The 20,507-nt window shown below is 69.6% G+C and carries 19 protein-coding genes and 2 pseudogenes; 7 read left to right on the top strand and 14 right to left on the bottom strand.

Features of this window, described 5'->3' with window-relative positions:
• Positions 1–45: 45 nt before the first annotated feature.
• A pseudogene (locus tag VS93_RS14700) lies at positions 46–685 on the bottom strand (cupin domain-containing protein).
• Between the two features lie 75 nt (positions 686–760).
• On the opposite strand from VS93_RS14700, the gene VS93_RS32550 reads away from it, so the two are divergent.
• The 3 genes from VS93_RS32550 to VS93_RS14690 all read left to right on the top strand — a co-directional run bounded on the left by VS93_RS32550 (position 761) and on the right by VS93_RS14690 (position 3,083).
• The gene (locus tag VS93_RS32550; protein ID WP_269082860.1) at positions 761–883 is read left to right on the top strand and encodes a hypothetical protein; all 123 of its coding nucleotides are present in this window, start codon (positions 761–763) and stop codon (positions 881–883) included.
• A gap of 33 nt (positions 884–916) precedes the next feature.
• A complete protein-coding gene (locus VS93_RS14695; RefSeq protein ID WP_046470499.1) occupies positions 917–1,402 on the top strand; it encodes a hypothetical protein in 486 nt (161 codons plus the stop codon).
• 253 nt (positions 1,403–1,655) lie between these two features.
• The gene (locus VS93_RS14690; protein ID WP_046470498.1) at positions 1,656–3,083 is read left to right on the top strand and encodes an FAD-binding oxidoreductase; all 1,428 of its coding nucleotides are present in this window, start codon (positions 1,656–1,658) and stop codon (positions 3,081–3,083) included.
• Between the two features lie 185 nt (positions 3,084–3,268).
• Here the strand turns inward: VS93_RS14690 and VS93_RS14685 are convergent, their stop codons facing one another.
• Together VS93_RS14685 and VS93_RS14680 are read right to left on the bottom strand one after the other, a co-directional pair.
• The gene (locus tag VS93_RS14685; RefSeq protein WP_236700553.1) at positions 3,269–3,985 is read right to left on the bottom strand and encodes a class F sortase; all 717 of its coding nucleotides are present in this window, start codon (positions 3,983–3,985) and stop codon (positions 3,269–3,271) included.
• A gap of 7 nt (positions 3,986–3,992) precedes the next feature.
• A complete protein-coding gene (locus VS93_RS14680) occupies positions 3,993–4,745 on the bottom strand; it encodes a hypothetical protein (RefSeq protein ID WP_046470497.1) in 753 nt (250 codons plus the stop codon).
• 766 nt (positions 4,746–5,511) lie between these two features.
• Between VS93_RS14680 and VS93_RS14675 the strand changes: the two genes are divergently transcribed.
• A complete protein-coding gene (locus VS93_RS14675) occupies positions 5,512–6,750 on the top strand; it encodes a phospholipase D-like domain-containing protein (RefSeq protein ID WP_046470496.1) in 1,239 nt (412 codons plus the stop codon).
• Between the two features lie 213 nt (positions 6,751–6,963).
• Here the strand turns inward: VS93_RS14675 and VS93_RS14670 are convergent, their stop codons facing one another.
• From VS93_RS14670 to VS93_RS14650, 5 genes and pseudogenes are all read right to left on the bottom strand, one after another.
• Positions 6,964–8,001, bottom strand: a complete 1,038-nt coding sequence (locus tag VS93_RS14670; protein WP_201776648.1) for a YihY/virulence factor BrkB family protein — start codon at positions 7,999–8,001, stop codon at positions 6,964–6,966.
• Positions 8,002–8,149: 148 nt separating this feature from the next.
• On the bottom strand, positions 8,150–8,599 hold the full coding sequence (locus VS93_RS14665; RefSeq protein ID WP_052745764.1) for a DUF3618 domain-containing protein: 450 nt from the start codon (positions 8,597–8,599) through the stop codon (positions 8,150–8,152).
• Positions 8,575–9,009, bottom strand: a complete 435-nt coding sequence (locus VS93_RS14660) for a phage holin family protein (protein WP_046470514.1) — start codon at positions 9,007–9,009, stop codon at positions 8,575–8,577. Before VS93_RS14660 ends, VS93_RS14665 begins: the two co-directional genes overlap by 25 nt.
• A 278-nt stretch (positions 9,010–9,287) precedes the next feature.
• Positions 9,288–10,934, bottom strand: a complete 1,647-nt coding sequence (locus tag VS93_RS14655) for a BCCT family transporter (protein ID WP_046470495.1) — start codon at positions 10,932–10,934, stop codon at positions 9,288–9,290.
• A 530-nt stretch (positions 10,935–11,464) separates the two neighbouring features.
• Positions 11,465–12,390: pseudogene (locus VS93_RS14650) on the bottom strand (AEC family transporter).
• A gap of 405 nt (positions 12,391–12,795) precedes the next feature.
• Between VS93_RS14650 and VS93_RS14645 the strand changes: the two are divergent.
• Genes VS93_RS14645 through VS93_RS14635 form a run of 3 tightly spaced genes read left to right on the top strand, consistent with a single transcriptional unit; the run spans position 12,796 to position 15,666 of the window.
• The gene (locus tag VS93_RS14645) at positions 12,796–13,833 is read left to right on the top strand and encodes an NAD(P)-dependent alcohol dehydrogenase (protein WP_046470494.1); all 1,038 of its coding nucleotides are present in this window, start codon (positions 12,796–12,798) and stop codon (positions 13,831–13,833) included.
• A gap of 55 nt (positions 13,834–13,888) precedes the next feature.
• Positions 13,889–14,938, top strand: coding sequence for an amidohydrolase family protein (locus VS93_RS14640; protein ID WP_046470493.1), 1,050 nt, complete (start codon positions 13,889–13,891; stop codon positions 14,936–14,938).
• Positions 14,935–15,666 (top strand): metal-sulfur cluster assembly factor, encoded by a 732-nt coding sequence (locus VS93_RS14635; RefSeq protein ID WP_046470492.1) that lies wholly within the window; start codon positions 14,935–14,937, stop codon positions 15,664–15,666. Before VS93_RS14640 ends, VS93_RS14635 begins: the two co-directional genes overlap by 4 nt.
• Positions 15,667–15,808: 142 nt before the next feature.
• Here the strand turns inward: VS93_RS14635 and VS93_RS14630 are convergent, their stop codons facing one another.
• The 6 genes from VS93_RS14630 to VS93_RS14605 form a co-directional block, all read right to left on the bottom strand.
• Complete coding sequence (locus VS93_RS14630) at positions 15,809–16,597, bottom strand: sulfite exporter TauE/SafE family protein (RefSeq protein ID WP_046470491.1); 789 nt, start codon at positions 16,595–16,597, stop codon at positions 15,809–15,811.
• 38 nt (positions 16,598–16,635) lie between these two features.
• Entirely contained in the window at positions 16,636–17,229 is a 594-nt protein-coding gene (locus VS93_RS14625; RefSeq protein ID WP_046470490.1) for a rhodanese-like domain-containing protein, read from the bottom strand.
• A 56-nt stretch (positions 17,230–17,285) separates the two neighbouring features.
• The gene (locus tag VS93_RS14620; protein WP_046470489.1) at positions 17,286–18,680 is read right to left on the bottom strand and encodes an MBL fold metallo-hydrolase; all 1,395 of its coding nucleotides are present in this window, start codon (positions 18,678–18,680) and stop codon (positions 17,286–17,288) included.
• Between the two features lie 195 nt (positions 18,681–18,875).
• Positions 18,876–19,145, bottom strand: a complete 270-nt coding sequence (locus VS93_RS14615; RefSeq protein ID WP_046470488.1) for a metal-sensitive transcriptional regulator — start codon at positions 19,143–19,145, stop codon at positions 18,876–18,878.
• 131 nt (positions 19,146–19,276) lie between these two features.
• On the bottom strand, positions 19,277–19,477 hold the full coding sequence (locus tag VS93_RS14610) for a hypothetical protein (protein WP_046470487.1): 201 nt from the start codon (positions 19,475–19,477) through the stop codon (positions 19,277–19,279).
• A 45-nt stretch (positions 19,478–19,522) separates the two neighbouring features.
• Positions 19,523–20,167: an SDR family oxidoreductase gene (locus VS93_RS14605; RefSeq protein WP_236700552.1), complete on the bottom strand. Its 645-nt coding sequence runs from the start codon at positions 20,165–20,167 to the stop codon at positions 19,523–19,525.
• Between the last annotated feature and the right edge of the window lie 340 nt (positions 20,168–20,507).

Here is a 20,507-nt window from a genome sequence, read left to right as displayed (position 1 = left end):
CGGGAGCGCGGGCGGTGCCGGACTCGGCCGGGCGGTCCTCAGGCCTCACGACAGGTTGATCCACACCGCGACGGCGTCGGCGTCGCCGCGGTTGGAGATGCGATGCGGTGTGGTCGAGGGGTACATGATCGAGTCCCCGGGACCGAGTTCGTAGCTCTCGAAGCCCACGTCGACGACGAGCCTTCCGCTGAGCACATTGCCGATCTCGCGGCCGTTGTGCCTGACGTACTCCCCGTCCTGGCTGGAGCCCGACCCCGGCGGATAGGTGGACTCGAAGATGTTCATCCCCGGGACGGCGACCGGGGTGAGCCTGCGGTAGCGCACACCGCGGCTGAGAGCGAGCCTGGCCGCGTCCTCATCGCGGACGACGATGACCTCGTCACCGGCCGCCTCGGGAGGGAGCGGCGGGGCCGGTTCCGGCTGCTCCGAGCCGAAGACCGCCGCCATCGGTACGTCCAGCACCGACATGATCTGGTATAGCCGGGTCACCGACGGGCGCATCTTGCCCCGCTCGATCTGGGAGAGCGCACTAGCTGATGCCGAGCAGTTCGGCGACCTTGCGCAGCGACAGTCCCCGCTCCGTCCGCAGCTCGCGGATGCGGGTGCCGAACTCGTGCTCGTCGAACGGAGGAACGGCGGGAGGAGGCGCGGGGGCGGGGTCCGGGGAATCCAAGGAGGAACTCATAGCTGCGCCCAGCTTACATCGCGATCAGTCAATACAACCGTCATCTGAAGGAAAAACTTAACAGAATGTTAAGTCATGACTTCACGCTTGTTCGTGGTGCCGTTCTCCATGGCGCTCGCCGCGCCGGGGCTCGCGCCCGGCCCCGCGGCGTCGGTGGCCCCGCGGCGCCGGCGATTCCGCGCGGGCCGTTCCCAGTAACCCATCCTTTACCATCTATCCGTGGTGAAGGAGATGTTCGCGTGCAAAGGGGTGCGAATCGCGGGGGCGGGGTTCGCCGCCGCCGTTCTGGTGGCCGGCTGCGGCACCGGTGAAGGTGCCGGGGGCGGCGGTGAACGGGCCGAGGCCGTGCCGGACGGCCAACCCGAGGTTCCCGAGGTCCCCGAGGAGGACGGTGCGGACGAGGAGGTGGACGGGGGCATGACGGGGGTCTGGGAGTCGGTCGCCGATGGGAACGAGGTGCAGACCCTCACCATCTCCGGGAACGAAGTGGTCACCAGCGGCCCGCTCTCCTGTCCGGGCTCGCTGAACACCAGGAACGGGGTTTCCTCCATCACGCTCGAATGCGCCGCTGAGAACGAGTTCCGCGAGCGCGGGAGAATAGAGATGCCTGACAGAAGGCGTCTCTTCATCATCTGGGAAGGCGAGAATCAGCGAACCAGGGTCGACAACTTCACCAAAACCGGCCGGGAACCGGATTTCACCGCCCCCGGCACCTGAACGGGTACGGTCGCCCCTGCGTGGCCGCGAGACGGCTGGGCACCCCTACTCCACCTGGTCCAGCGCGGCGGGACCTTCGCCCCTAGACGTCCGTGCACGTTCGGCTCTACCCCGCCGCGGGCGCGCACAGCGAACATGGCGGTGTAGGCCACTGTGAACTGGGAAGACATGGTCGCCGTCCGCACCGCGAACTCCAGCACAGACCTGTTTCGGGTACGCCCCCATGTCTATCGCGCACACGGTAGGGGAACCCATGACCGGCATCAGCGGTACCAACACCGACACGTTCCGCACCCGTTTCAGTGGCGATGTACTCACCCGGACCGATACCGGCTACGACAGCGCCCGCTCCCTGTGGAACGGGGCGTTCGACCGGCACCCCAGGGTGATCGCGCGCTGCGGCTCGGCCGCCGACGTCTCGTCCGCCGTCGCCTTCGGCAGGAACGAAGGACTGGAGGTCTCCGTGCGCGGGGGAGGGCACAGTCTCACGGGGGCCTCCGTGGCCGATGGCGGGCTGATGATCGACCTCAGCAGGATGAACGGGGTGTCGGTCGATCCCGCCGCGCGGCGGGCGGTGTGCGGCGGCGGCGCCACCCTGGCCGACCTGGACGCCGCGACCCAGGAGCACGGGCTGGCGGTGACCGGCGGGATCATCAGCCACACCGGCGTCGGGGGGCTCACCCTCGGTGGAGGCATGGGCTGGCTGACCCGCAGGCACGGTCTCACGATCGACAACCTCGTCTCGGCCCAGGTGGTGCTCGCCGACGGCCGCATCGTGCGCGCCTCCCGGAAGGAGCGCCCGGACCTCTTCTGGGCGCTGCGCGGCGGTGGCGGGAACTTCGGCGTCGTCATCGCCTTCGAGTTCCAGCTGCATCCGGTGGGGCCGGAGGTGTACATGGGGCTGCTCTTCTGGGGACTCGACCAGAGCACCGAAGTGCTGCGGTTGGCCCGCGACGTCATCGAACCCCTGCCGCGCGACGCCAACGCGCTCATCGCGGCCGGGCTCAGCGCGCCGCCGGCGCCGTTCGTGCCCGAGCGGTACCACCACGTCCCGGGGTGCGCCATGATCATCGCGGGTTTCTCCACAGAGCAGGAGCACGAGCGGCTGCTGCGGCCCGTCCGCGGCGCGCTGCCGCCGCTGTTCGAGTTCAGCACCCCGCTGCCGTACACACAGCTGCAGCGGGAGCTCGACGCGAGTGCCACATGGGGCATCTTCAGCTACAGCAAGGCGCTCTACCTGGACGAGCTGACCGACGGGGCGATCGGCGTCATCGCCGAGTACCTGCCGCGCAAGACGTCGCCGATGTCGTTCTCCCCGATATTTCCGCTCGGCGGGGCCTACCGCGACACGGGCGAGGCCGACACCGCCTTCGGCGGCAGCCGGCGGGCGCGTTTCGCGCTCTCCATTGATGCGATAGCGCCCGAACCGGGGCCGGTCGAGACGGATCGGCGTTGGGTGCGCTCGTTCTGGGAGGCCCTGCAGCCGTACACGGTCAGCGCCGGCAGTTACGTCAACTTCATGGCCGAGTACGAGGAGGGCCGGGTGCGGGCGGCCTACGGCCCCGGCAAGTACGATCGGCTGGCCCGCATCAAGGACGTCTACGATCCGACCAACCTGTTCCACCTGAACGCGAACATCGCGCCCGCAGCGGGCGCGAGCACCGTCCCGCCGCCCAGGTGAGGACGCCGGAGGCCGTCCCGCGTCCCGCGGGACGCACCGGTGCATGCATTCGTGCCTCCTCGAAGCACGGCCATCCGTTCTCCGGCCACCGCCCCGACGCGCGCACGCCATTCACGCCCGCCGGCGTGCGGCCGGCGGTGGCCGCAGACGGTGTGCTGCGCCTCCCGGGGGCCACCCGCCGCTGTTCAGTCCGCGGGGGATGCGGCGGCCAGGGCGGCGTAGACGACGATGTTGTCGCGGTACTCGCGGTCCGCGGCGCTGAAGTCGCCGCCGCACGTCACCAGGCGCAGCTCCGCTCGGCCGCCGGTAGGGCCGTACACCTTCCGGGTGGGGAAGTCCTCTTTCGCGTACTGCTCCACGCGGTCCACGGTGAACACCGCCGTGGTGCGGTCGGCTCGGGTCACCGCGACCTCGTCGCCGGGGCGCAGTTCCCCGATCCGGTGGAAGACCGCCGGTCCGGTGGCGGAGTCCACGTGGGCGGCCAGCACGGCCGGTCCCCCCTGCCCCGGCCACGGGCCGTTCTCGTGCCAGCCGACCGTGTCGGTATCGGCGGGGACCTCGATCTCTCCATCGGACCGCAGCCCCAGCGCGACGAACTCGTCCGCCTCCAGGCCGAGCGCGGGGATCGCGAGGCCGGCCGGTTCCGAGCGGGCCAGAGGGCGAGGGGCCTCGCCCTCTGGCGTCCCGCGCGAACCGCCGCCTTCCCCGCCCGTCGGGGAGGCGGCGGGCTCCGGCGTGGGCGGTCGCTGGTCGCCCGGTCCTCCGCCGAGCCCCACCGCTATGAGCAGTACCCCGGCGGCACAGGCGAGGGCCGCGGTCGCCGTGCGGATCGCGCGGCGACCGCGGTGCGACGATCGGGATTGCCCTCTCCTCGCACGCTCCCAGCGCGGGACGTGGTCCACCGGATGGCTACCGCTCAGGGCGCGGCCTCCGGGCTCTGAGCGCACCCGCGCCCGCGGCGAGGACCAGGGCCGCACCGAGCCCGATCAGACCGGCGTTGGCACCCGTTCCCGCGCTGCCGCCGTGGCCGGCGGCCATGCCGCCATCAGGAGCGGTCCGGACCTCACCGCAGAGCGCGGGGTGTGTGGCCTCTGCCGGAAGGGCGGGGTCGAGGTCGCTCTCGCCGGCCGCCTCGAAGTCGTACCGGCCGTTGCCGTTGGCGTCGATGCCGTGGATTTCGATGACGGCCTCGCCCGCTTCGAGCGATGCCGCGACATCCTCGGGAACCTCGAAGCTCCGTTGGTAGCTGACATGGCCCTCCCCGTCGGCCAGAGGCATCCGGCCCACCTCCAGACCGCTGGCCGGACTGGTGTCGCCTTCGGTGGTCAGAGAGGTCTTGATCCCACCGGCGTACGGCTGGGCTTCGGTGGTGGAGATGAATCCGTCGCCGTCCTCGTTCGCGTCGTGCGGCGGGCAGGTGTTCTGGCCGCCGATGTGGAAGTGCTGGGCGTGCGCGAGGTTCCCGACCAGACCGCCGGCCTCGATGTCGACGGTGACGCGGGTTCCGTCCAGGTGCACCGTCCCCGTCCCGCTCGCGTCCGGTTCGTTCACAGGGGCGAGCTGTGCCTGCAGAGTCGTCGTGTCATCGGCGTGGACGGGGCCGGCGGCCAGCACGCCTAAGGGCAGGGCCAGGGCGGCTGCGGCAACGGTCCTTTTATCCATCAATCCCCCTAAAAATGGTCTTCGCGCACCATTGGCGCGAAGAGCGGTAATGGATAGTGAAACCCATACCCTTTCCCCTTCTTTGGGTATACCTGATTGCTTGTGCTGTTTGCTGCGATTTTCCCCCGATTTGTCGGTTCGGTTGTTCGGTTGATGCGGGGCCGCGAGTCCGCTTGACTTCCCCGAATACCCTGCCGTGGGTCCGGTGCGTCCACGGGTTCGGCTATTCGGGTCGCGCGGCCGGTGCGTGTCCGAGTGCGGAAAACCGGGTAAATTTCCTGTTGCCGGGTTTTTCCGGTCGTCCGTTGAACGCAGTACCGGTGTGCTGAACCGCCAACGGCGGATTCAGGGGTTCGGCGCGGCGCCGTCCTGCCTCATGGCGGCTGTCACGGAAAGTGCGGGCGCGCCGGGGAACACGGCCGGGGCTTCTTTTGCGGAGTCCGCGGTTTGAGATGAAACACGCTGCGGGCATCCGGGCGGGTACGGGCCTGTTGCGTGGTAGAAGCCTTTTTCTTCTCGCTTGGTATCCGCCTCGAACGGAATCTTCGGTCCTGGTTCTGTTTTGGCTTCCGGTTGTTCCCGCCGTGAGGCGGACGATCCGGCCGCGCCGGCCCGCGAACCGCTTTTCGCCCGTTCCGTTCCGAAGGCGCGGGTAGCTTCGGGCCCGCGCCGATCGAAGCGGTACCTTGGTTGCTGAGCCAAGCCGAAGAAAGGGGCGAGTTCCACACGCCCGCGGATCCGGAACGGCGAACGGGGGATCGACACCATGCTGCGCGGGCGCACTATTGTCACCGTGGTCAAGCGTGCACTACTCGCGCTGGTCGCGGCGCAGGCCACGGTGATCGCTGTTCTCATCGGCATCGATACCTGGCGCAAGAGGTTCCGCCCCCGCCGCGTGACATTCCCCAAGACGGAGGCGAAGGAGATCGGCGTCGAGGGGACGGCCGTCACCACCTACACCTACGGGGAGGACCTCTACCAGGACATGCTGCGGGCCATCCGGGGCGCGCGGCACCGCATCCTGTTCGAGTCGTTCATCCTCAAGGACGATGCGGTGGGCCAGCGGTTCAAGAGCGCCCTGATCGAGGCGGCGGAGCGAGGGGTCGAGGTCTACGTCATCTACGACGGCTTCGCCAACCTCGTGGTGCCGCGCTCGTTCTTCCGGTTCCCGCCGCTGGTGCACGTCCTGCGCTACCCGGTGTTCCGCCCCGGGATCCTGCTGCTGGACATCCGCAAGTCCGGGCGCGACCACCGCAAGATCCTGACCGTGGACGGGGAGGCCGGGTTCGTCGGCGGCTTCAACGTGGGGGAGCTGTACGCGGATCGGTGGCGGGACACGCACCTGCGGATGGCCGGGCCATCGGTGTGGGAGCTGGAGAACGCGTTCATCGACTTCTGGAACGCCCACCGCAAGAGTGAGCACCCCGTCCTGGACCACCTCGGCGCCGCTCCGTGGAACGCGCACATCCGCGTCTACCGCAACGTGCCGGAGCAGCTCATCTACCCGATCCGGGGCATGTACCTCGAAGCGATCGACCGGGCCGACAAGCACATCTACATCACGCAGGCCTACTTCATCCCCGACCAGGAGATCGTCGACAACCTGGTCGCGGCCGCCCAGCGGGGGGTGGAGGTGCACGTCCTGATGCCGGAGCGGTCCAACCACGTCATCGCGGACTGGCTGGCGCGCAACCGCTACTCCGCCCTCCTGCGCGGCGGGGTGCAGCTGTGGCTGTTCCAGGACGCGATGGTGCACGCCAAGACCGCCACGATCGACGGCCGGTGGAGCACAGTGGGGACCGCGAACATCGACCGGGTGAGCCTCACCGGCAACTACGAGATCAATGTGGAGATCATCGACTCCGGTGTCGCTGCCCATCTCGAACAGGTCTTCGCCAACGACCGGGGCAACGCTCGGCCGCTGACCGCGGAGGAGTGGAGCGGGCGGCCCGTCTGGGTCCGGTTCGGCGAGATCCTCCTGGCCCCACTGCGGCCGCTGATGTGAGGACGCTCTCCGCGGACCGGGATCTTCTCCCGTTCCGCGTTTTGCCCGGCCGGAAACCGTTCTTTCCGTGGTCGTCCCCGGTGTCCTTGCCATGAGCGGTGACACGGGGATCCGGCCGTTCCGCGCCGGCATCCCCAGGCCGGTCCCGACGACCTGAAGGACCTGATCGCGCCGCCGGTGGGCGGGACCGCCCGGGAAAGGCGCCGTTCCGGGTCACCGCCCTGATGGGCGGTCGCGGGAGGCCTCCCCGGTGCGCGGCGGCGGGGGGCCGCCCCCGAACTTCCGGGTGCTGCGGGGCGCGGCGTAGGGCTCCTGGTCGGAGGGCTGCCCGGCCGCGATGTTGCGCCCCCGCTGCAACTCGGCGTCGAACTCCACGCCGAGCAGTACGGCGATGTTGGAGATCCACAGCCAGACGAGGAAGATGACCGCTCCGGCGAGGGTCCCGTAGGTTTCGTTGTAGTTGCCGAAGTTGGCCACGTAGAAGGCGAACGCCGCGGACGCCGCCAGCCACAGCAGTACCGCCAGCACGCTGCCCGGAGTGAGCCAGCGGAAGCCCGGCTGCTTGACGTTGGGCGCCGCCCAGTAGAGCAGCGCGAGGACCAGGATCACGACCAGTACGATCACCGGCCACTTGGCGATGTCCCAGATCCGTACCGCGGTGTCGCCCAGACCGATGAACCCGGCCGCCCACCCGGCCAGTCCGCCGGTGAACACGACGGCGACCGCGCTGAGCCCCAGCAGGATCACCACCGCGGCCGTTGTCCCCAGCCGCACTGGCAGGGTGATCCAGAACGGGCGTCCCTCCGGCATGTCGTACACGACGTTGGAGGCGCGCATGAAGACGGCCACGTAGCCGGAGGCCGACCACAGGGCCACCGCGAGCCCCAGAACGAAGGCGATACCGGCACCCTGCCCGTTCTGCAGATTGGTCAGAGCCGCGGTCAGGGTCTCCTGCACCGGCCCGGGAGCGACCCGGCCGAGGCCCTCGACCAGCGGCCGGATCGCCGCGTCGCCGAACAGGCCGAGCAGCGACACCAGCGCGAGCAGTGCCGGGAAGAGCGACAGCACCCCGTAGTACGTCAGGGCCGCCGCCCAGTCGGTCAGATTGTCCTCGTTGAACTCCTTGACGGTGCGTTTGAGTACCCCGGTCCACGACCGACTGCCGAGGTCGGTCAGCTCGTCGGGAGCGGCGTTGTCACTGGGACGGCTCCTGTGCCGGCCGCCCTCCCGCTGGTCCTCGTGTCGTGTCACCGTTCCCACCTCCGCCGTGCGAACGAGGGGCCGTCCCACGCTCCGCCACGCGTTCGGGCGGGCTCTGATGACCAGGGGCGCCGCCGTGATTACCCGCTGGCGGTCTCCCGGATGCGCGACCCGGTGGTCCACGCGGTACCGCCGGTTCTCAGCAGTCCCGCAGCCAGTTGCGCCGGCTCGTCCGCCTCCGCCGTGAGGCCCCGGACCTGGCCGCCCGCCTCACCGGCCTGCTCATCGAGCCGCCGTGCGCCCTGTTCCGCCGCGTCCTGCGGAACACGAAGGCGGCCAGCGCACCCGCGCCGAAGGCGGCGAGGCCGACCGTGACCGGGGTGCCGGCGGTGCGGTGCGCCGCTTCCTCCGGCCCGGACGCCGCCGCGTCCTCCGTCTCCCCGGTGTTCTCCTGATCCGGTACAGCGGGCTCCAAGGCGCCGCCCATCATCCGCTCGCGCAGGCGGCGTACCGAGCTCCACATCTGCTCGGCACGCCGGCGCGCGGTGCGCTGCGGGCTCGTGCGGTCCGCGAGCCGGTCGACGTCGCGGCTCAGCTCGGCGCGTGTCCGGTCGATGTCGCTTCTTATCTCGTCGGGTGGCGTGCCCATTGCGCGTCTTCCTTCAGCGTCTCAATGGTCTGCTTGGGCGTTGGCGATACGTTTCGCATCCGGCCGCGTCCCACGAGGAACAGCACCGCGCCGATTACGGCCCACACGGCGGCGACCACCAGCGCCGACCAGCCCAGGGCGATCACCTCGGCCAGGCCGAACACAGCCGCCAGGCTCAGCAGCACCAGGACCATGTAGCCGGCGAACCCGGCACCGCTCAGCAGGCCGGCCGCCTTGCCCGCCTTGGCGGCCTCCTCGCGGATCTCCGCCTTGGCCAGGGCCATTTCCTGGCGGAGCAGTCTCTGCACGTCCTCGATCACATCGGTGACGAGATCGCCGAGCGAATCGTCCTGTTCTTCGGTACGGGGCGGACGCTCATTCTCCGGAGGTCTGGGATGTGGAGTGGACACCTGTTTCACCTCGCAGCACTGCGACGGGATCTCCGATCCGGGCGCTCCCGCGGCACCCCAGCGGTCGCCAGGCCTGTGTCCGGCTGTTCCGCGGTCTCTTGGTGTGTGACGGCACGAGCCCTCGACCGGGACCTCCTCACGCGCTTTGCTCACTATGGCCGTCCGGCTACCCACCGTCCCCGTGTTGATTCGCGCGGACCGCGATTAAATGGCGCCCTGACATGCCGCCGCCCCGCCTCCCAGCCAGTCGGGAGACGGGGCGGCGGGTTCCAGCGGTGTCAGTCGGGGTCGGAACGTGCCGCCTCCGGCTCCGCCTCGCGCTCCGGCCGCAGCGCCTCGTTGCCCGGAACGTCGGGGTCCTTCCGCAGGGAGCTGACCAGCGCGGCCATCATGAGGAACGACATGATGAAGAACGGCAGTCCCATCACGGTGATGACCTCGGCCAGGGCGTCCAGCGCGGCCGCCCCGGCACCGCCGACCAAGGCGAGCGCCACCAGGCCCTCCAGGATCGCCCAGAAAACGCGCTGGCGCGTGGGCGGCAGCACATGCTGGTCTCCGGTGCACATCATGTCGATGACCAGGGAGGCCGAGTCCGAGGAGGTGATGAAGAAGATCGCGACGATCACCACCGCGACGGCCGCGATCACGGTCCCGAGGGTCTCGGGGATCGGGAAGTGCTGCAGGAAGACGAACAGCGCACCGGGGATGTCCCCCTCCTCAACGACCGGGGTGACCAGCACTCCCGGATCGGCCCGCTCGATGTCGAAGGCGGCCAGCCCGAAGATGCTGAACCAGATCACGCTGAACAAAGTGGGCAGGCCCAGCACCCCGGCCACGAACTCCCGGATCGTGCGCCCCTTGGAGATGCGGGCGATGAAGATCCCGATGAACGGCGCCCACGTGATGGTCCAGGCCCAGTAGAACACCGTCCAGCCGTCCTGCCACCCGGTGTCGGCGTAGGTGTCGTTCCAGAACCCGAGCGCGACGATGTTGGCGAGGTAGTCCCCGGTCTGCTCGACCACGCCCTTGGCGAGGAACAGCGTCGACCCGGCGACGAACACGAAGACCAGCAGCGCGATCGCCATCAGGATGTTGATGTTGGACAGCCGCTTGATGCCCTTGTCCAGGCCGAGTGCCACAGAGATGATCGCGATCGCGGTGATGACGACGATGATGGCGAGCTGGTTGACCAGGGTGAGTGGGTTGTCGGGATCGGTCGGCAGGGCGAACAGGTTCGCCAGCCCGCTGTTGATCTGCGCCGAGCCCAGACCGATGGACACCGACAGGCCGAACAGGGTGCCCAGGATCGTGGTGACGTCGATGATCCGGCCTATGGGGCCGTGGATCCGCTCACCGAGGAAGGGGTGGAAGATCGAACTGACCCGCATCGGCAGCCCGCGCTTGAAGATGAAGTAGGCGAAGGCGAGCGCGGGCAGGGTGAAGATCGCCCAGGTGTGCAGGGCGAAGTGGTAGTTGGTGAAGGTGATCGCCTGCTTGGCCGCCGCCGAGGTCTGGGCGAAGTCCTCCTCTCCCATTCCGAGCGGGGTCCGCGGCGGGTTGGCGTAGTGGTTGATCGGTTCCGCTACGCCCCAGAACATCAGGATGGTGCCGATGCCCGCGGCGAAGAGCATCGCGAACCAGGCCCAGTTGCTGTACTCCGGACGCGAGTCGCGCCCGCCGAGACGCACACTGCCGAAGCGGCTCATCGCGATCCAGAGGAGGAAGCCCAGGAAGACGGTGACCCCGAGGATGTAGAACCAGCTGAGGGTCGAGAGGATGACCTCCGTCATCCTGCTGAAGATCCCATTCACCTGGTCGGTGAAGAGGATCGTTCCAACGACGAATACGATCGCTAGCAGAGCGGAACTGAAAAAAATCTGTGAATTGGTGCGCAGGCCGAACCTGCGGGCGAGGTCGTCTAGCATCGCGGCTCCCGTTTTTCGGTGGCGATCGATTCGTTTAACTCACCCTGATCGAAGTGGGCCCTCCTGCCCATTGAGCGGATATCAGGACCGGCGGGGCCGGTGTTTCGCTCGATCCGTCCACGTGTCCTGGGAGCCCCGGTGCCTCCACGGTTCTGTAGGGGATGGGCCGGCGGTGGCGGTCCGGCCGGGATCTGCGGGAACGAGCATGGAACTCAAGATGAGTCGGGAAGTTAGTGGTGTTGACCCTGATTGTCAACAATCTTGCGTTGTTGTCATATTGAGATTCCGTTGAGATGTTTTGCGTGTCTCCTCGCTTCCTCAGGTCGAACGTTCCCCGCGCGAGCACCGCGATTGGCGCGCAACCGGCGGCCCGCCCGAGTGCGCCGCCCGCGCGGCACGGGTTATGTTCAATATTCTCAGAATGCCGTGTTCCCCGCCGGTGGAGCCGGCCGGGTTTTCCGCGACCGCTATCGGACAACCGCGGGGTTTCCACGGGCTTCCCGGTCGCCGCAGACCGGTCGGTCCGCTCCTCAGTCCAGGAGGATCGCGATGAACACGAGCACCGGCACGGTGAGGAAGGTGGAGACGAGAATCGACTCCCGTACCATCCGCATCGCCGTCCGGTAACGCGACGCGTACGTGAAGAGGTTCTGGGCGGCGGGCAGGGCGGCGATGACCACGACCGAGAAGAGCGCCGCGCCCTGCAGGCCGAAGACTCCGGCACCGACCGCCCACGCGACCAGCGGCTGGCCCAGCGACTTCAGCGCCACCGACAGCAGGACCAGGGTCCGCTCGGGGCCGCGCCCGGGGAACACGCTGCCGTTCAGAGAGATGCCGAACGCCAGCAGCACCGCCGGGACGGACATCGACCGACGAGCTCGAAGGGCTGCATGAGCGGGGCGGGCGGTGTCCAGCCGGTCGCGGCGATCGCGATCCCGGCCAGTGACGCGACGACGACGGGGTTGCGGAAGGGCATGGTCACGATGCGCAGTACCCCGGAACGATCATCCGGGCCGCGGCCGGCCAGGTCGAGGACCGCCAGGGCGATCGGCGTGAACACCAGGTGCTGGAGCAGCAGCACGGGTGCGATCAGGGACGCGTCGCCGAGCACGTAGACGGCGATGGGGATGCCCAGGTTGCCGGAGTTGACGTAGCTGGAACACAGCGCGCCCATGGTGGTGGGCCCCACCCCCCATCGGCGCGCGGCCCCGATGGCGACGAAGAGCAGGGCTGTCGTGGTCATGCCGATCCCGGTGACCAGGAGTGGGATCGACAGCAGGGCGGAGAGGTCGGCGCCGGAGAGGATCTCGAAGAGCAGGGCGGGGGTGGCGACGTAGAAGGCCAGCTTGGTGAGGACCTCTCGGCCGTTGTGCCCGAGGGAGTCGCGCCAGCCCAGGACGTACCCGACCGCGACGATGCTGGCGATCACACCGAAGCCGGTGATGACCCCGCTCATGGACCACCCCCAGGGAAAACGCTTACTCGGCATGTGACCGGCTGACTGTATCCAAGCGGAGCCTCCGGCCGACACGCTCCGGGCCGCCTCTCGTCTCCGGGGCGGCGGGGGCGCGTCGATCGGTTTCTCCCTTCTGATCAGGAGCGATCGCGGGCTTCTCAAGCCGGTCGGGGCGGCGGTGCGCGGCGATAAAGGTGACGAAACCGACATTCTGTCGCGGCGCTTCGGTCGCTCGCCGCCGCGGGGGTGCGACGACCGGCTCCGCCGGTTCGGGCGGAATGGAGCCGTTTCCGCCGGTATCCGGCCGATTCGATTCGTTCGCCCGGAGGAACGGTGCTTTGCCTGGTGGGCGGCGTGTGTTCAGATAGAGGTGACGCAGCTCACGCAAGTGCTTCGGGGGGACACATGCACGCTGTACGGGTCCACGAGTACAATCGGCGGCCGTCCATCGACGAGGTCCCCGATCCGGAGATCACCGAGCCGCTGGACGTCCTGGTCGAGATGAACGCCGCCGGGGTGTGCCGTACCGACCTCCACATCATCGAAGGCCAGTGGGCCGCCAAGAGCGGGGTACGGCTGCCGTACATCATCGGCCACGAGAACGCGGGGACCGTCCTCGAAACCGGGTCGGCGGTGAGCCACGTCCACGCGGGCGACACCGTGATCCTGCACCCGCTCGTCACCTGCGGCCTGTGCCGGGCCTGCCGGGCCGGCGACGACGTCCACTGCGTGAACTCCCTCTTTCCCGGCATCGACACCGACGGCGGAATGGCCGAGCTGCTGCGCACCAACGCCCGCGCCTGCGTCAAACTCGCCCCCGGACTCGCGCCCGCACAGGTCGCGGCGCTGGCCGACGCCGGGCTCACCGCCTATCACGCCGTTCGCAAGGCCGTCCCGCTGCTGTATCCGGGCACGCACGTGGTTCTCATCGGCGCCGGAGGCCTTGGCCACATCGGCCTGCAGTCGCTCATCGCCCTGACCCCCGCCGAGATCACCGTTGTGGACCGGTCGGAGGAGGCGCTGCGGGTCGCCACCGAACTGGGCGCCCACAACACCATCGCCGCCGACGGTACGCAGGTGGAGGCGGTCAAGGACATCACCGGCGGCAAGGGGGCGCACGTCGTGCTCGACTTCGTCGGTGAGGGCGGTACCGAGAAGGACGGGGTGGAGATGACCCGCGACGCGGGGAGCTACTTCGTCATCGGCTACGGCGGCGCGCTCGACATCCCCACCATCGACATCATCTCCCGCGAGATCAACATCATCGGCAATCTCGTCGGTTCCTACACCGATCTGGAGGAGCTGATGGCGCTGGCCGCACAGGGGAAAGTGCGGCTGAGGACGACGACCTACCCCCTGGACGCCGCGCTCGACGCCCTGGACGACCTGGACCAGGGGCGGATACCGGGCGGACGGGCCATCCTCGAACCCGTCAAGCGCTGAACCGGGAGGCCCATCGCCCCACCCGCACACCAATGACGCTTCAACGGAGGCCGACATGTACGAGAAGGACGGGGAACGCTACTTCGTCGTCGACGGACACATCCACTTCTGGGACGGAACGCCCGCCAACCAGGCCAACCGCTACGGAGAGGGCTTCCTCAACTGCTTCTACGACTACCACCGAAACCTCAGCCCCGACCACGCCGTGTGGGACCTGGAGCACTTCCAGCGGCAGAGCGAGGAGGACCTCCTCCACGACCTGTTCGAGGTCGGCTACGTGGACAAGGCGATCTTCCAGCCCACCTACCTCACCGACTTCTTCATCAACGGCTTCAACACGACCGAGCAGGACGGGGCGCTGGCCGAGAAGCATCCGGACAGGTTCATCGTCAACGGTTCGTTCGATCCCCGCGACGGCGAGGGCGGGCTCGCCGAGCTGGAGCGGCTGGCCGAGCGGTGGAGCCTCAAAGGAGTCAAGCTCTACACGGCCGAGTGGAAGGGTACCTCCAAGGGGTGGAAGCTGTCCGACCCGTGGTCCTACCGCTACCTGGAGAAGTGCCAGGAGCTGGGCATCCGCAACATCCACGTGCACAAGGGGCCGACGATCTACCCGCTCAACCGCGACGCCTTCGACGTGGCCGACGTCGACGACGCGGCATCGGCTTTCCCCGAGCTCACCTTCATCGTCGAGCACGTCGGCCTGCCGAGGCTGGAGGACTTCTGCTGGATCGCCACGCAGGAGCCCAACGTGTACGGGGGACTGGCGGTCGCGATGCCGTTCATCCACACGCGGCCCCGCTACTTCGCCCAGATCATCGGGGAACTGCTGTACTGGCTGGACGAGAACCGGATCACCTTCGCCAGCGACTACGCCATCTGGACACCGAAGTGGCTGGTGGAGGCGTTCGCGGACTTCCAGATCCCCGAGGACATGCAGGGCGAGTACGGGGCGCTGACCCCCGACATCAAGCGCAAGATCCTCGGGTTGAACCTCGCCCGGCTCTACGACATCGACGTCCCGCCCGGTCTCGGCCTCGCTGTCCCGGAGCAGCGCGACACCTCACCGGTCGTGGCCGCCGACCGCAACGAGGCGGTGCTGGGATGACGCGGACACGACCGCGGCCGGCCGTTCCGGTCTCCGCTGTGTGGCGGGCACTGGGCACGGTGCGCGACCCCGAGCTCGACGAGCCCATCACCGACCTCGGGTTCGTGGCCGACGCCGGGGTGGCCGACGACGGAACGGCCACCGCCGACCTGCGGCTGCCGACCTACTTCTGCGCGCCGAACTTCGCCTTCCTCATGGTGGCCGACGCCGACGACGCGCTGCGCGCCCTGCCCGGCGTCTCGGATGTCCGGGTGCGGCTGCTCGACCACTTCGCGTCCGAGGAGATCAACGGGGGCGTCGCGGCCGGCCGCGGATTCGGGGCGGCGTTTCCCGATCTGGCGGAGGGCGAGCTGGCGGAGCTGCGCCTGGCCTTCCGGCGCAAGGCGCACGCGGCCTGCCAGGAGCGGGTCGCCACCGCGCTGCTGGCCTCCGGCGCCGACCACGCGGAGCTGCTGCGGCTGCGGCTGGGAGACGCGGCCGGCCGGGTGGACGGCGGTGAGCTGGAGCGGCTGCGGCGCAGGCGCCGCGACCTCGCCCTGCCCGCGAGGGAGGAGGCCCCGCTGCTGGTCGACGACGAGGGCGCTCCCCTCACCCTGGAGGAGCTGCCGGCGCGGCTGCGTTTCGCCCGCACGACCCGTATCAGCATCGAGGGCAACGCCGGCTGGTGCCGGGGGCTGCTGCGCACCCGCTACGGGGCCGCGGAGGACGCCCGGGAAACAGCCGGCTGAGTCCCGCTTCCGCAACGGGAGTCCGCGCACTGATCGACCGGGCCTCACGCCGGCCGGGGCGCGCTCCCGGGGGCGACCGGACACGGCCGTGGGCTCGCACAATGCGGCCGCACTCTTTCCCGCGGCTGGCGGTCGCCGGGGTTCATGCGGCGGCGAGCAGGTGCGGGGCGGCGATCGCCGCCGCGGCGGTGCCCGCGGCGGCGGCCAGCACCACGCCGGCGAACCCGGTGCGGAGCGGTTTCGCGGGGACCTTCTCGGCGAGGCGCCCGGCCACCAGTGAGGCGGCCATGGCCGCCGCGGTGAAGAACACGATGACGGTGTAGTCGAGATCGGCGGCCGCGCCTGCGTGGGCGGCCAGGCCGGAAGCGGCGTTGATGACCACCACGGCCAGGGAGGTGGCGACAGCCTCGGTGGTGGTCAGACCGAGCAGCAGGATGAGAGCGGGGACGATGACGAATCCGCCGCCGACGCCGAACATGCCGGTGAGGAATCCGACGGCCGCGCCGGTGGCGAGCGCTTTGGGAAGGCATCTGCGCCAGTTCACCGTGCCGGCTCGAGTGCGGCACGCGCCGCTGTGATCGGTCCGGTCGCCCAGCATGCGGAGGGCGACGGCGACCATGAGCGCGGCGAAACCGAGCATGAGCCAGCGTTCGGGAAGCAGCCGACCGAGCGCGGTGCCGGCGAAGGCCGCGGGGACGCCGGCGGCGCCGAAGACCAGGGCGACAGGCCAGCGGACGACGTGCCGGCGCAGCCGGGGGAGCAGGCCCGCCAGGGCGGACGCGCCCACCACGACGAGGGAGGCGGGGATGGCGGCGTGCAGCGGCAGCCCGACGCCGAAGACCAGGGCCGGGACGGCGAGGATGGCTCCGCCCGCCCCGAGCAGACCGAGCAGGAGACCGATCAACAGGCCGAACAGTATCGCCGTCGCCATGCTCTAGCTACTCCCCTCATCGTGGCCGGCGGTTCCGCTCAGGTACGTGCCGTGGGCGCGGGTTCGGTCAGCGCGGAGAGCGTGGCCGGTGCGTCGCACTGGCGGACGCGGTTCCACGGCAGCAGCGACAGCACGCGGGCCATGGCGCAGGTGTCGGTGACGGCCGCGAAGATCAGGCCGGCGCCCACAAAAGCGGCGATCCACTTGAGTGGCGCAAAGGCGAGGCTGGCCACCACGGTGAGCAGTACGATCGCACCGGCCGCCAACCGGACCTGGCGCTCCATCGCCCAAGTGCCTCGACCGCGCTTGAGCGGTGCGCCCGCGCTCTCCCAGTCCGAGATCCCGCCCTGCAGCACATGGATCCGCCCCAGTCCGGAGGCGGCGAGCAGTTGCCGGGCCTGTTCGGCGCGCGTGCCCGACCGGCACACCAGCACTACCGGATCGGCGTGTTCGGCGCTCAGCTCCCGCCGGTGCTCGCGCAGCAGCTCGATAGGTACGTTGGAGGAGCCGGGGATGTGCGCGGCGGCGAACTCGCGGGGGGTGCGCACGTCGATCAACCGGACGCGGGGGTCGGCCTCCTGGAGGGCGCGGACGCGGGCGGCGTCCATACCGACCGCTTCGGCATGGTCCATTGCGTGCTTCCTCATTGCGTTGGAACGGTCCTTCCTGCCTTTGGGGCGTGGAACGGTCATGCGGTGGCCGCCATGGTGACGCCCTTGTCGGCCGCGGTGCCGAAGATGTCGTCGATGAGTACGACGCTGCGGCCGGCACCGGCCAGCAACGAGGCCGCCGCGGCGGCGCGGTAGCCGCTCCCGCAGTGCACCCACACGGTCCCCTCGGGAACCTCACCGAGGCGGCGGGGCAGGTCCGGTAGCGGGATGTGCACCGCTCCAACGATGTGGGAGTCGTTCCACTCGTTGTTCAACCGCACGTCCAGCAGCACATCGGGGGCGGGAAGACCGCCGCGGGCGGTCCCGTCCAGGGCCGCGGCCACATCGGCGAAGTCGGCGGTCGCCATGGTGCGCACCTGCCCCTCCGCGGCCGCGAGCTCCTCGGGGGCGCCGACCGCCGCCGCGGCGACGCGGTCGATGCCGATGCGCACCAGCTCCCGCTGGGCCTGGGCGACCTGTTCGCGGGTCTCGCCGAGGAGCGTGATGGGGGCGCCCCAATCGATCATCCACCCCAGCCAGGTCGCCATGGGTCCGTCCAGGCCCAGGCTCACGGTGCCCGCCAGGTGCGTCTCGACGTAGGCCTTGCGGGTGCGCAGGTCCACGACCCATTCGCCGTCGTCCAGCCGGCGGCGCAGTTGATCGGGGTTGGCTATGGCGGGGAGGCGCAGGTCCACCGGCTCGGGTCCGGCGAGGTTTCGCACCCCCATGTGGGCGTAGTAGGCGGGGTAGGTGTCCAGGCCCGACAGCGTCTGGGTGACGAACTCGTCGGCGGCCAGCCGCAGCGCCGGGTTGATCTCCTTCTCCCGGCCCAGAGTGGAGGCGTCGCCGGAGGCCGGGGAGGCCGAGCAGAAGCTGCCGAAGCCGTGGGTGGGCCATATCCGGACACCGTCGGGCAGCAGGTCGGCCAGCTTGTGCGCGGAGGCATGCTGGTCGCGGGCCAGCTCCTCGGCGTGCTCCTGGCCGAGCAGGTCGGTGCGCCCGGTGGTGCCGAACAGCAGCGACCCCCCGGTGAACACCCCTTCGGGGCCTTCGGGACCTTCCACGACGTAGCAGAGGTGGTGGAAGGTGTGGCCCGGGGTGGCGACGGCGCGCAGCCGCATCCGCGGCGAGACCTCGACGAGGTCGCCGTCAGTCAGCGGCACCCGCTTGAAGGGCACCTCGTCGGCGGCCGCCACCCCGTAGGCGGCCCCGGTCAGCCGGGACAGTTCCAGCCCGCCGGAGACGTAGTCGTTGTGGACGTGGGTCTCCAGCACGTGGGTGATGCGCACGCCCAGCCGCCCCGCCAGGGCCAGGACGCGGTCGACGTCGCGCTGCGGGTCGACCACCGCCGCGACCTCGCCGTCGGCGGCCAAATAGCTGCGGTCGCCCAGCGAGGAGGTCTCGATTACGTGCACGCCGATGTGGGAAGTCACCGCGATCGTTCTCCTCGGTCCGTCGTGTCCGTGTTCTCGGTCGTTCCGTTGACCGGCGGGCCTCGGCCCGGCCGCTGGTCCCCTACCGGGGAGTCACTCAAGGTCGTTCTTCGCTTCCTTTCAGTGTGAGACCCTGGGGGTATATAGCAGACAAAAAATATGCGCGGCACAGAGGCGTCCGGTGCTGCGCGACCTTCAGCTCAGGGAGAGGAAAAGCTTCTCCAGTTCCTGCTCGGTCATCGGGGGCTCCTCCCCGCGCTCACGGGCGGCCTGGCAATGCCGCATCCCGCTGGCGACGATCTTGAAACCGGCACGGTCGAGCGCGCGCGAGACCGCCGCGAGCTGGGTGAGCACCGCGGCGCAGTCCTCGCCCTCCTCGATCATCGACACCACGCCGGCCAGTTGGCCCTGGGCGCGGCGCAGCCGGGTGAGCGCATCGCCCACGAGCGCCGGAGTCATCTCCATACCTCACCGCCTCTCAGTGTCCTCCAGCATACCTCCCCCTGTATGTATTCCGCCCCGGAACGGCACCGAGCCGGGCCCCGTGTCCGCGGCGGCAGCGGGGTCGCCTCCGTGCGGCGAGCACGGCTGCGGCGCTATGGTGCGCTTCCCGGCTCGGTGGTGGCGGTGTCCGGCGGCTGCTCGCCGAGTGTCGGCGGCATGCCGGCCTCCGCCAGCCTCGCTCTGAGCTCCTCGATCTTCCGGGAGAGTGTGACCACTTGTGCCTCCAGGCGGCGCACCCGGTCCTCCAGCTCGGCGATCTCCGGCTGCCCGTACCATTTGTCGATCTGGCGCATCGCGCTCCCCCTTGCGATCGGTCATGGCTTCGGTATGACGTCGGGTCATTGTGAGGGGAGGTCGACGACGCTGCCCGTGATGGCGCCGCCGTCGATCACGAACTCGCACCCCGTCGAATAGGTCGCCTGGGTGACGAGGAAGTAGACCATGCGGGCGACCTCCTCGGGAGTACCGGACCGCGGCAAGGGCTGTCCGGCCGTGGCGGAGTCGTCCATCTCGGCGGTCATGGGCGTGCGGATCGGCCCGGGGCGGACCGAGCACACGCGGATACCGTCCGCGGCGAACTCGAGCGCCGCCGTCTTGGTCAGCCCCCGGACGGCCCACTTTCTGGCGACATAGGCGCCGATGTCGGCATAGCCCTGCATGCCCGCGGTCGAGGACATCTTGACGGCGCTGCCCGCCCCTGAGCGGCGCAGCGCAGGGAGCGCGGCGCGCATGCCCAGCCAGGTGCCGAACAGGTTCGCATCGAGAACCCGGTGGAAGTCCTGCGCGGACTGCGTCTCGATCGATCCGACGGTGAGGACGCCCGCGTTGTTCACCAGTGCCGTCAGCGGTCCGGCCGCGGCCACCGCGTTCGCCCAATCTTCGGCGCTCCGCACGTCCAGGTGGACGAATCTCGCCTGCTGGGCCAGCTCCTTCGCGAGCTGCTCGCCCTCCGTGTCGAGGACATCGGCGACGACCACGGACATACCCACCTCGCAAAAGTCCGCGCCACCGCCGCGCCGATGCCGCGCGCGCCTCCCGTCACCAGTGCCGTCGCTGTGTCCTGCTCCGTCATGAGCGACTCCATCCGTCCGGTTCCCTACCATCAACCCTCCTAGCCGCCGGGTCTCGCGTACAGTGCCCTCGGACCCGAAGCGGGCGGACCTTCGTGCCGGGCGCGCGTGACCATGGGTCGACGCCGCGGCCGCGGGGTCAGTCGCGCCGTGACGTGGCCGGGCGGCCGATCGGCCCGTCCACATGCTGCGACAGCCGCGTCCGTACCCGTGTGTACTACTCGTGCAGGGGCCGGCTCCATTCGACGGTGGT

The sequence above is a fragment of the Allosalinactinospora lopnorensis genome (assembly GCF_000981225.1).
Lineage (GTDB): Bacteria > Actinomycetota > Actinomycetes > Streptosporangiales > Streptosporangiaceae > Allosalinactinospora > Allosalinactinospora lopnorensis.
This window is presented reverse-complemented; position numbering and strand designations above follow the sequence as displayed.

Bases quoted from the DNA above. Each gene is read 5' to 3' on its own strand.
- VS93_RS32550 (WP_269082860.1), top strand. From the start codon at position 761: ATGACTTCACGCTTGTTCGTGGTGCCGTTCTCCATGGCGCTCGCCGCG.
- VS93_RS14695 (WP_046470499.1), top strand. From the start codon at position 917: ATGTTCGCGTGCAAAGGGGTGCGAATCGCGGGGGCGGGGTTCGCCGCC.
- VS93_RS14690 (WP_046470498.1), top strand. From the start codon at position 1,656: ATGACCGGCATCAGCGGTACCAACACCGACACGTTCCGCACCCGTTTC.
- VS93_RS14680 (WP_046470497.1), bottom strand. From the start codon at position 4,745: ATGGATAAAAGGACCGTTGCCGCAGCCGCCCTGGCCCTGCCCTTAGGC.
- VS93_RS14675 (WP_046470496.1), top strand. From the start codon at position 5,512: ATGCTGCGCGGGCGCACTATTGTCACCGTGGTCAAGCGTGCACTACTC.
- VS93_RS14665 (WP_052745764.1), bottom strand. From the start codon at position 8,599: ATGGGCACGCCACCCGACGAGATAAGAAGCGACATCGACCGGACACGC.
- VS93_RS14655 (WP_046470495.1), bottom strand. From the start codon at position 10,934: ATGCTAGACGACCTCGCCCGCAGGTTCGGCCTGCGCACCAATTCACAG.
- VS93_RS14645 (WP_046470494.1), top strand. From the start codon at position 12,796: ATGCACGCTGTACGGGTCCACGAGTACAATCGGCGGCCGTCCATCGAC.
- VS93_RS14640 (WP_046470493.1), top strand. From the start codon at position 13,889: ATGTACGAGAAGGACGGGGAACGCTACTTCGTCGTCGACGGACACATC.
- VS93_RS14635 (WP_046470492.1), top strand. From the start codon at position 14,935: ATGACGCGGACACGACCGCGGCCGGCCGTTCCGGTCTCCGCTGTGTGG.
- VS93_RS14630 (WP_046470491.1), bottom strand. From the start codon at position 16,597: ATGGCGACGGCGATACTGTTCGGCCTGTTGATCGGTCTCCTGCTCGGT.
- VS93_RS14625 (WP_046470490.1), bottom strand. From the start codon at position 17,229: ATGGACCATGCCGAAGCGGTCGGTATGGACGCCGCCCGCGTCCGCGCC.
- VS93_RS14615 (WP_046470488.1), bottom strand. From the start codon at position 19,145: ATGGAGATGACTCCGGCGCTCGTGGGCGATGCGCTCACCCGGCTGCGC.
- VS93_RS14610 (WP_046470487.1), bottom strand. From the start codon at position 19,477: ATGCGCCAGATCGACAAATGGTACGGGCAGCCGGAGATCGCCGAGCTG.
- VS93_RS14605 (WP_236700552.1), bottom strand. From the start codon at position 20,167: ATGTCCGTGGTCGTCGCCGATGTCCTCGACACGGAGGGCGAGCAGCTC.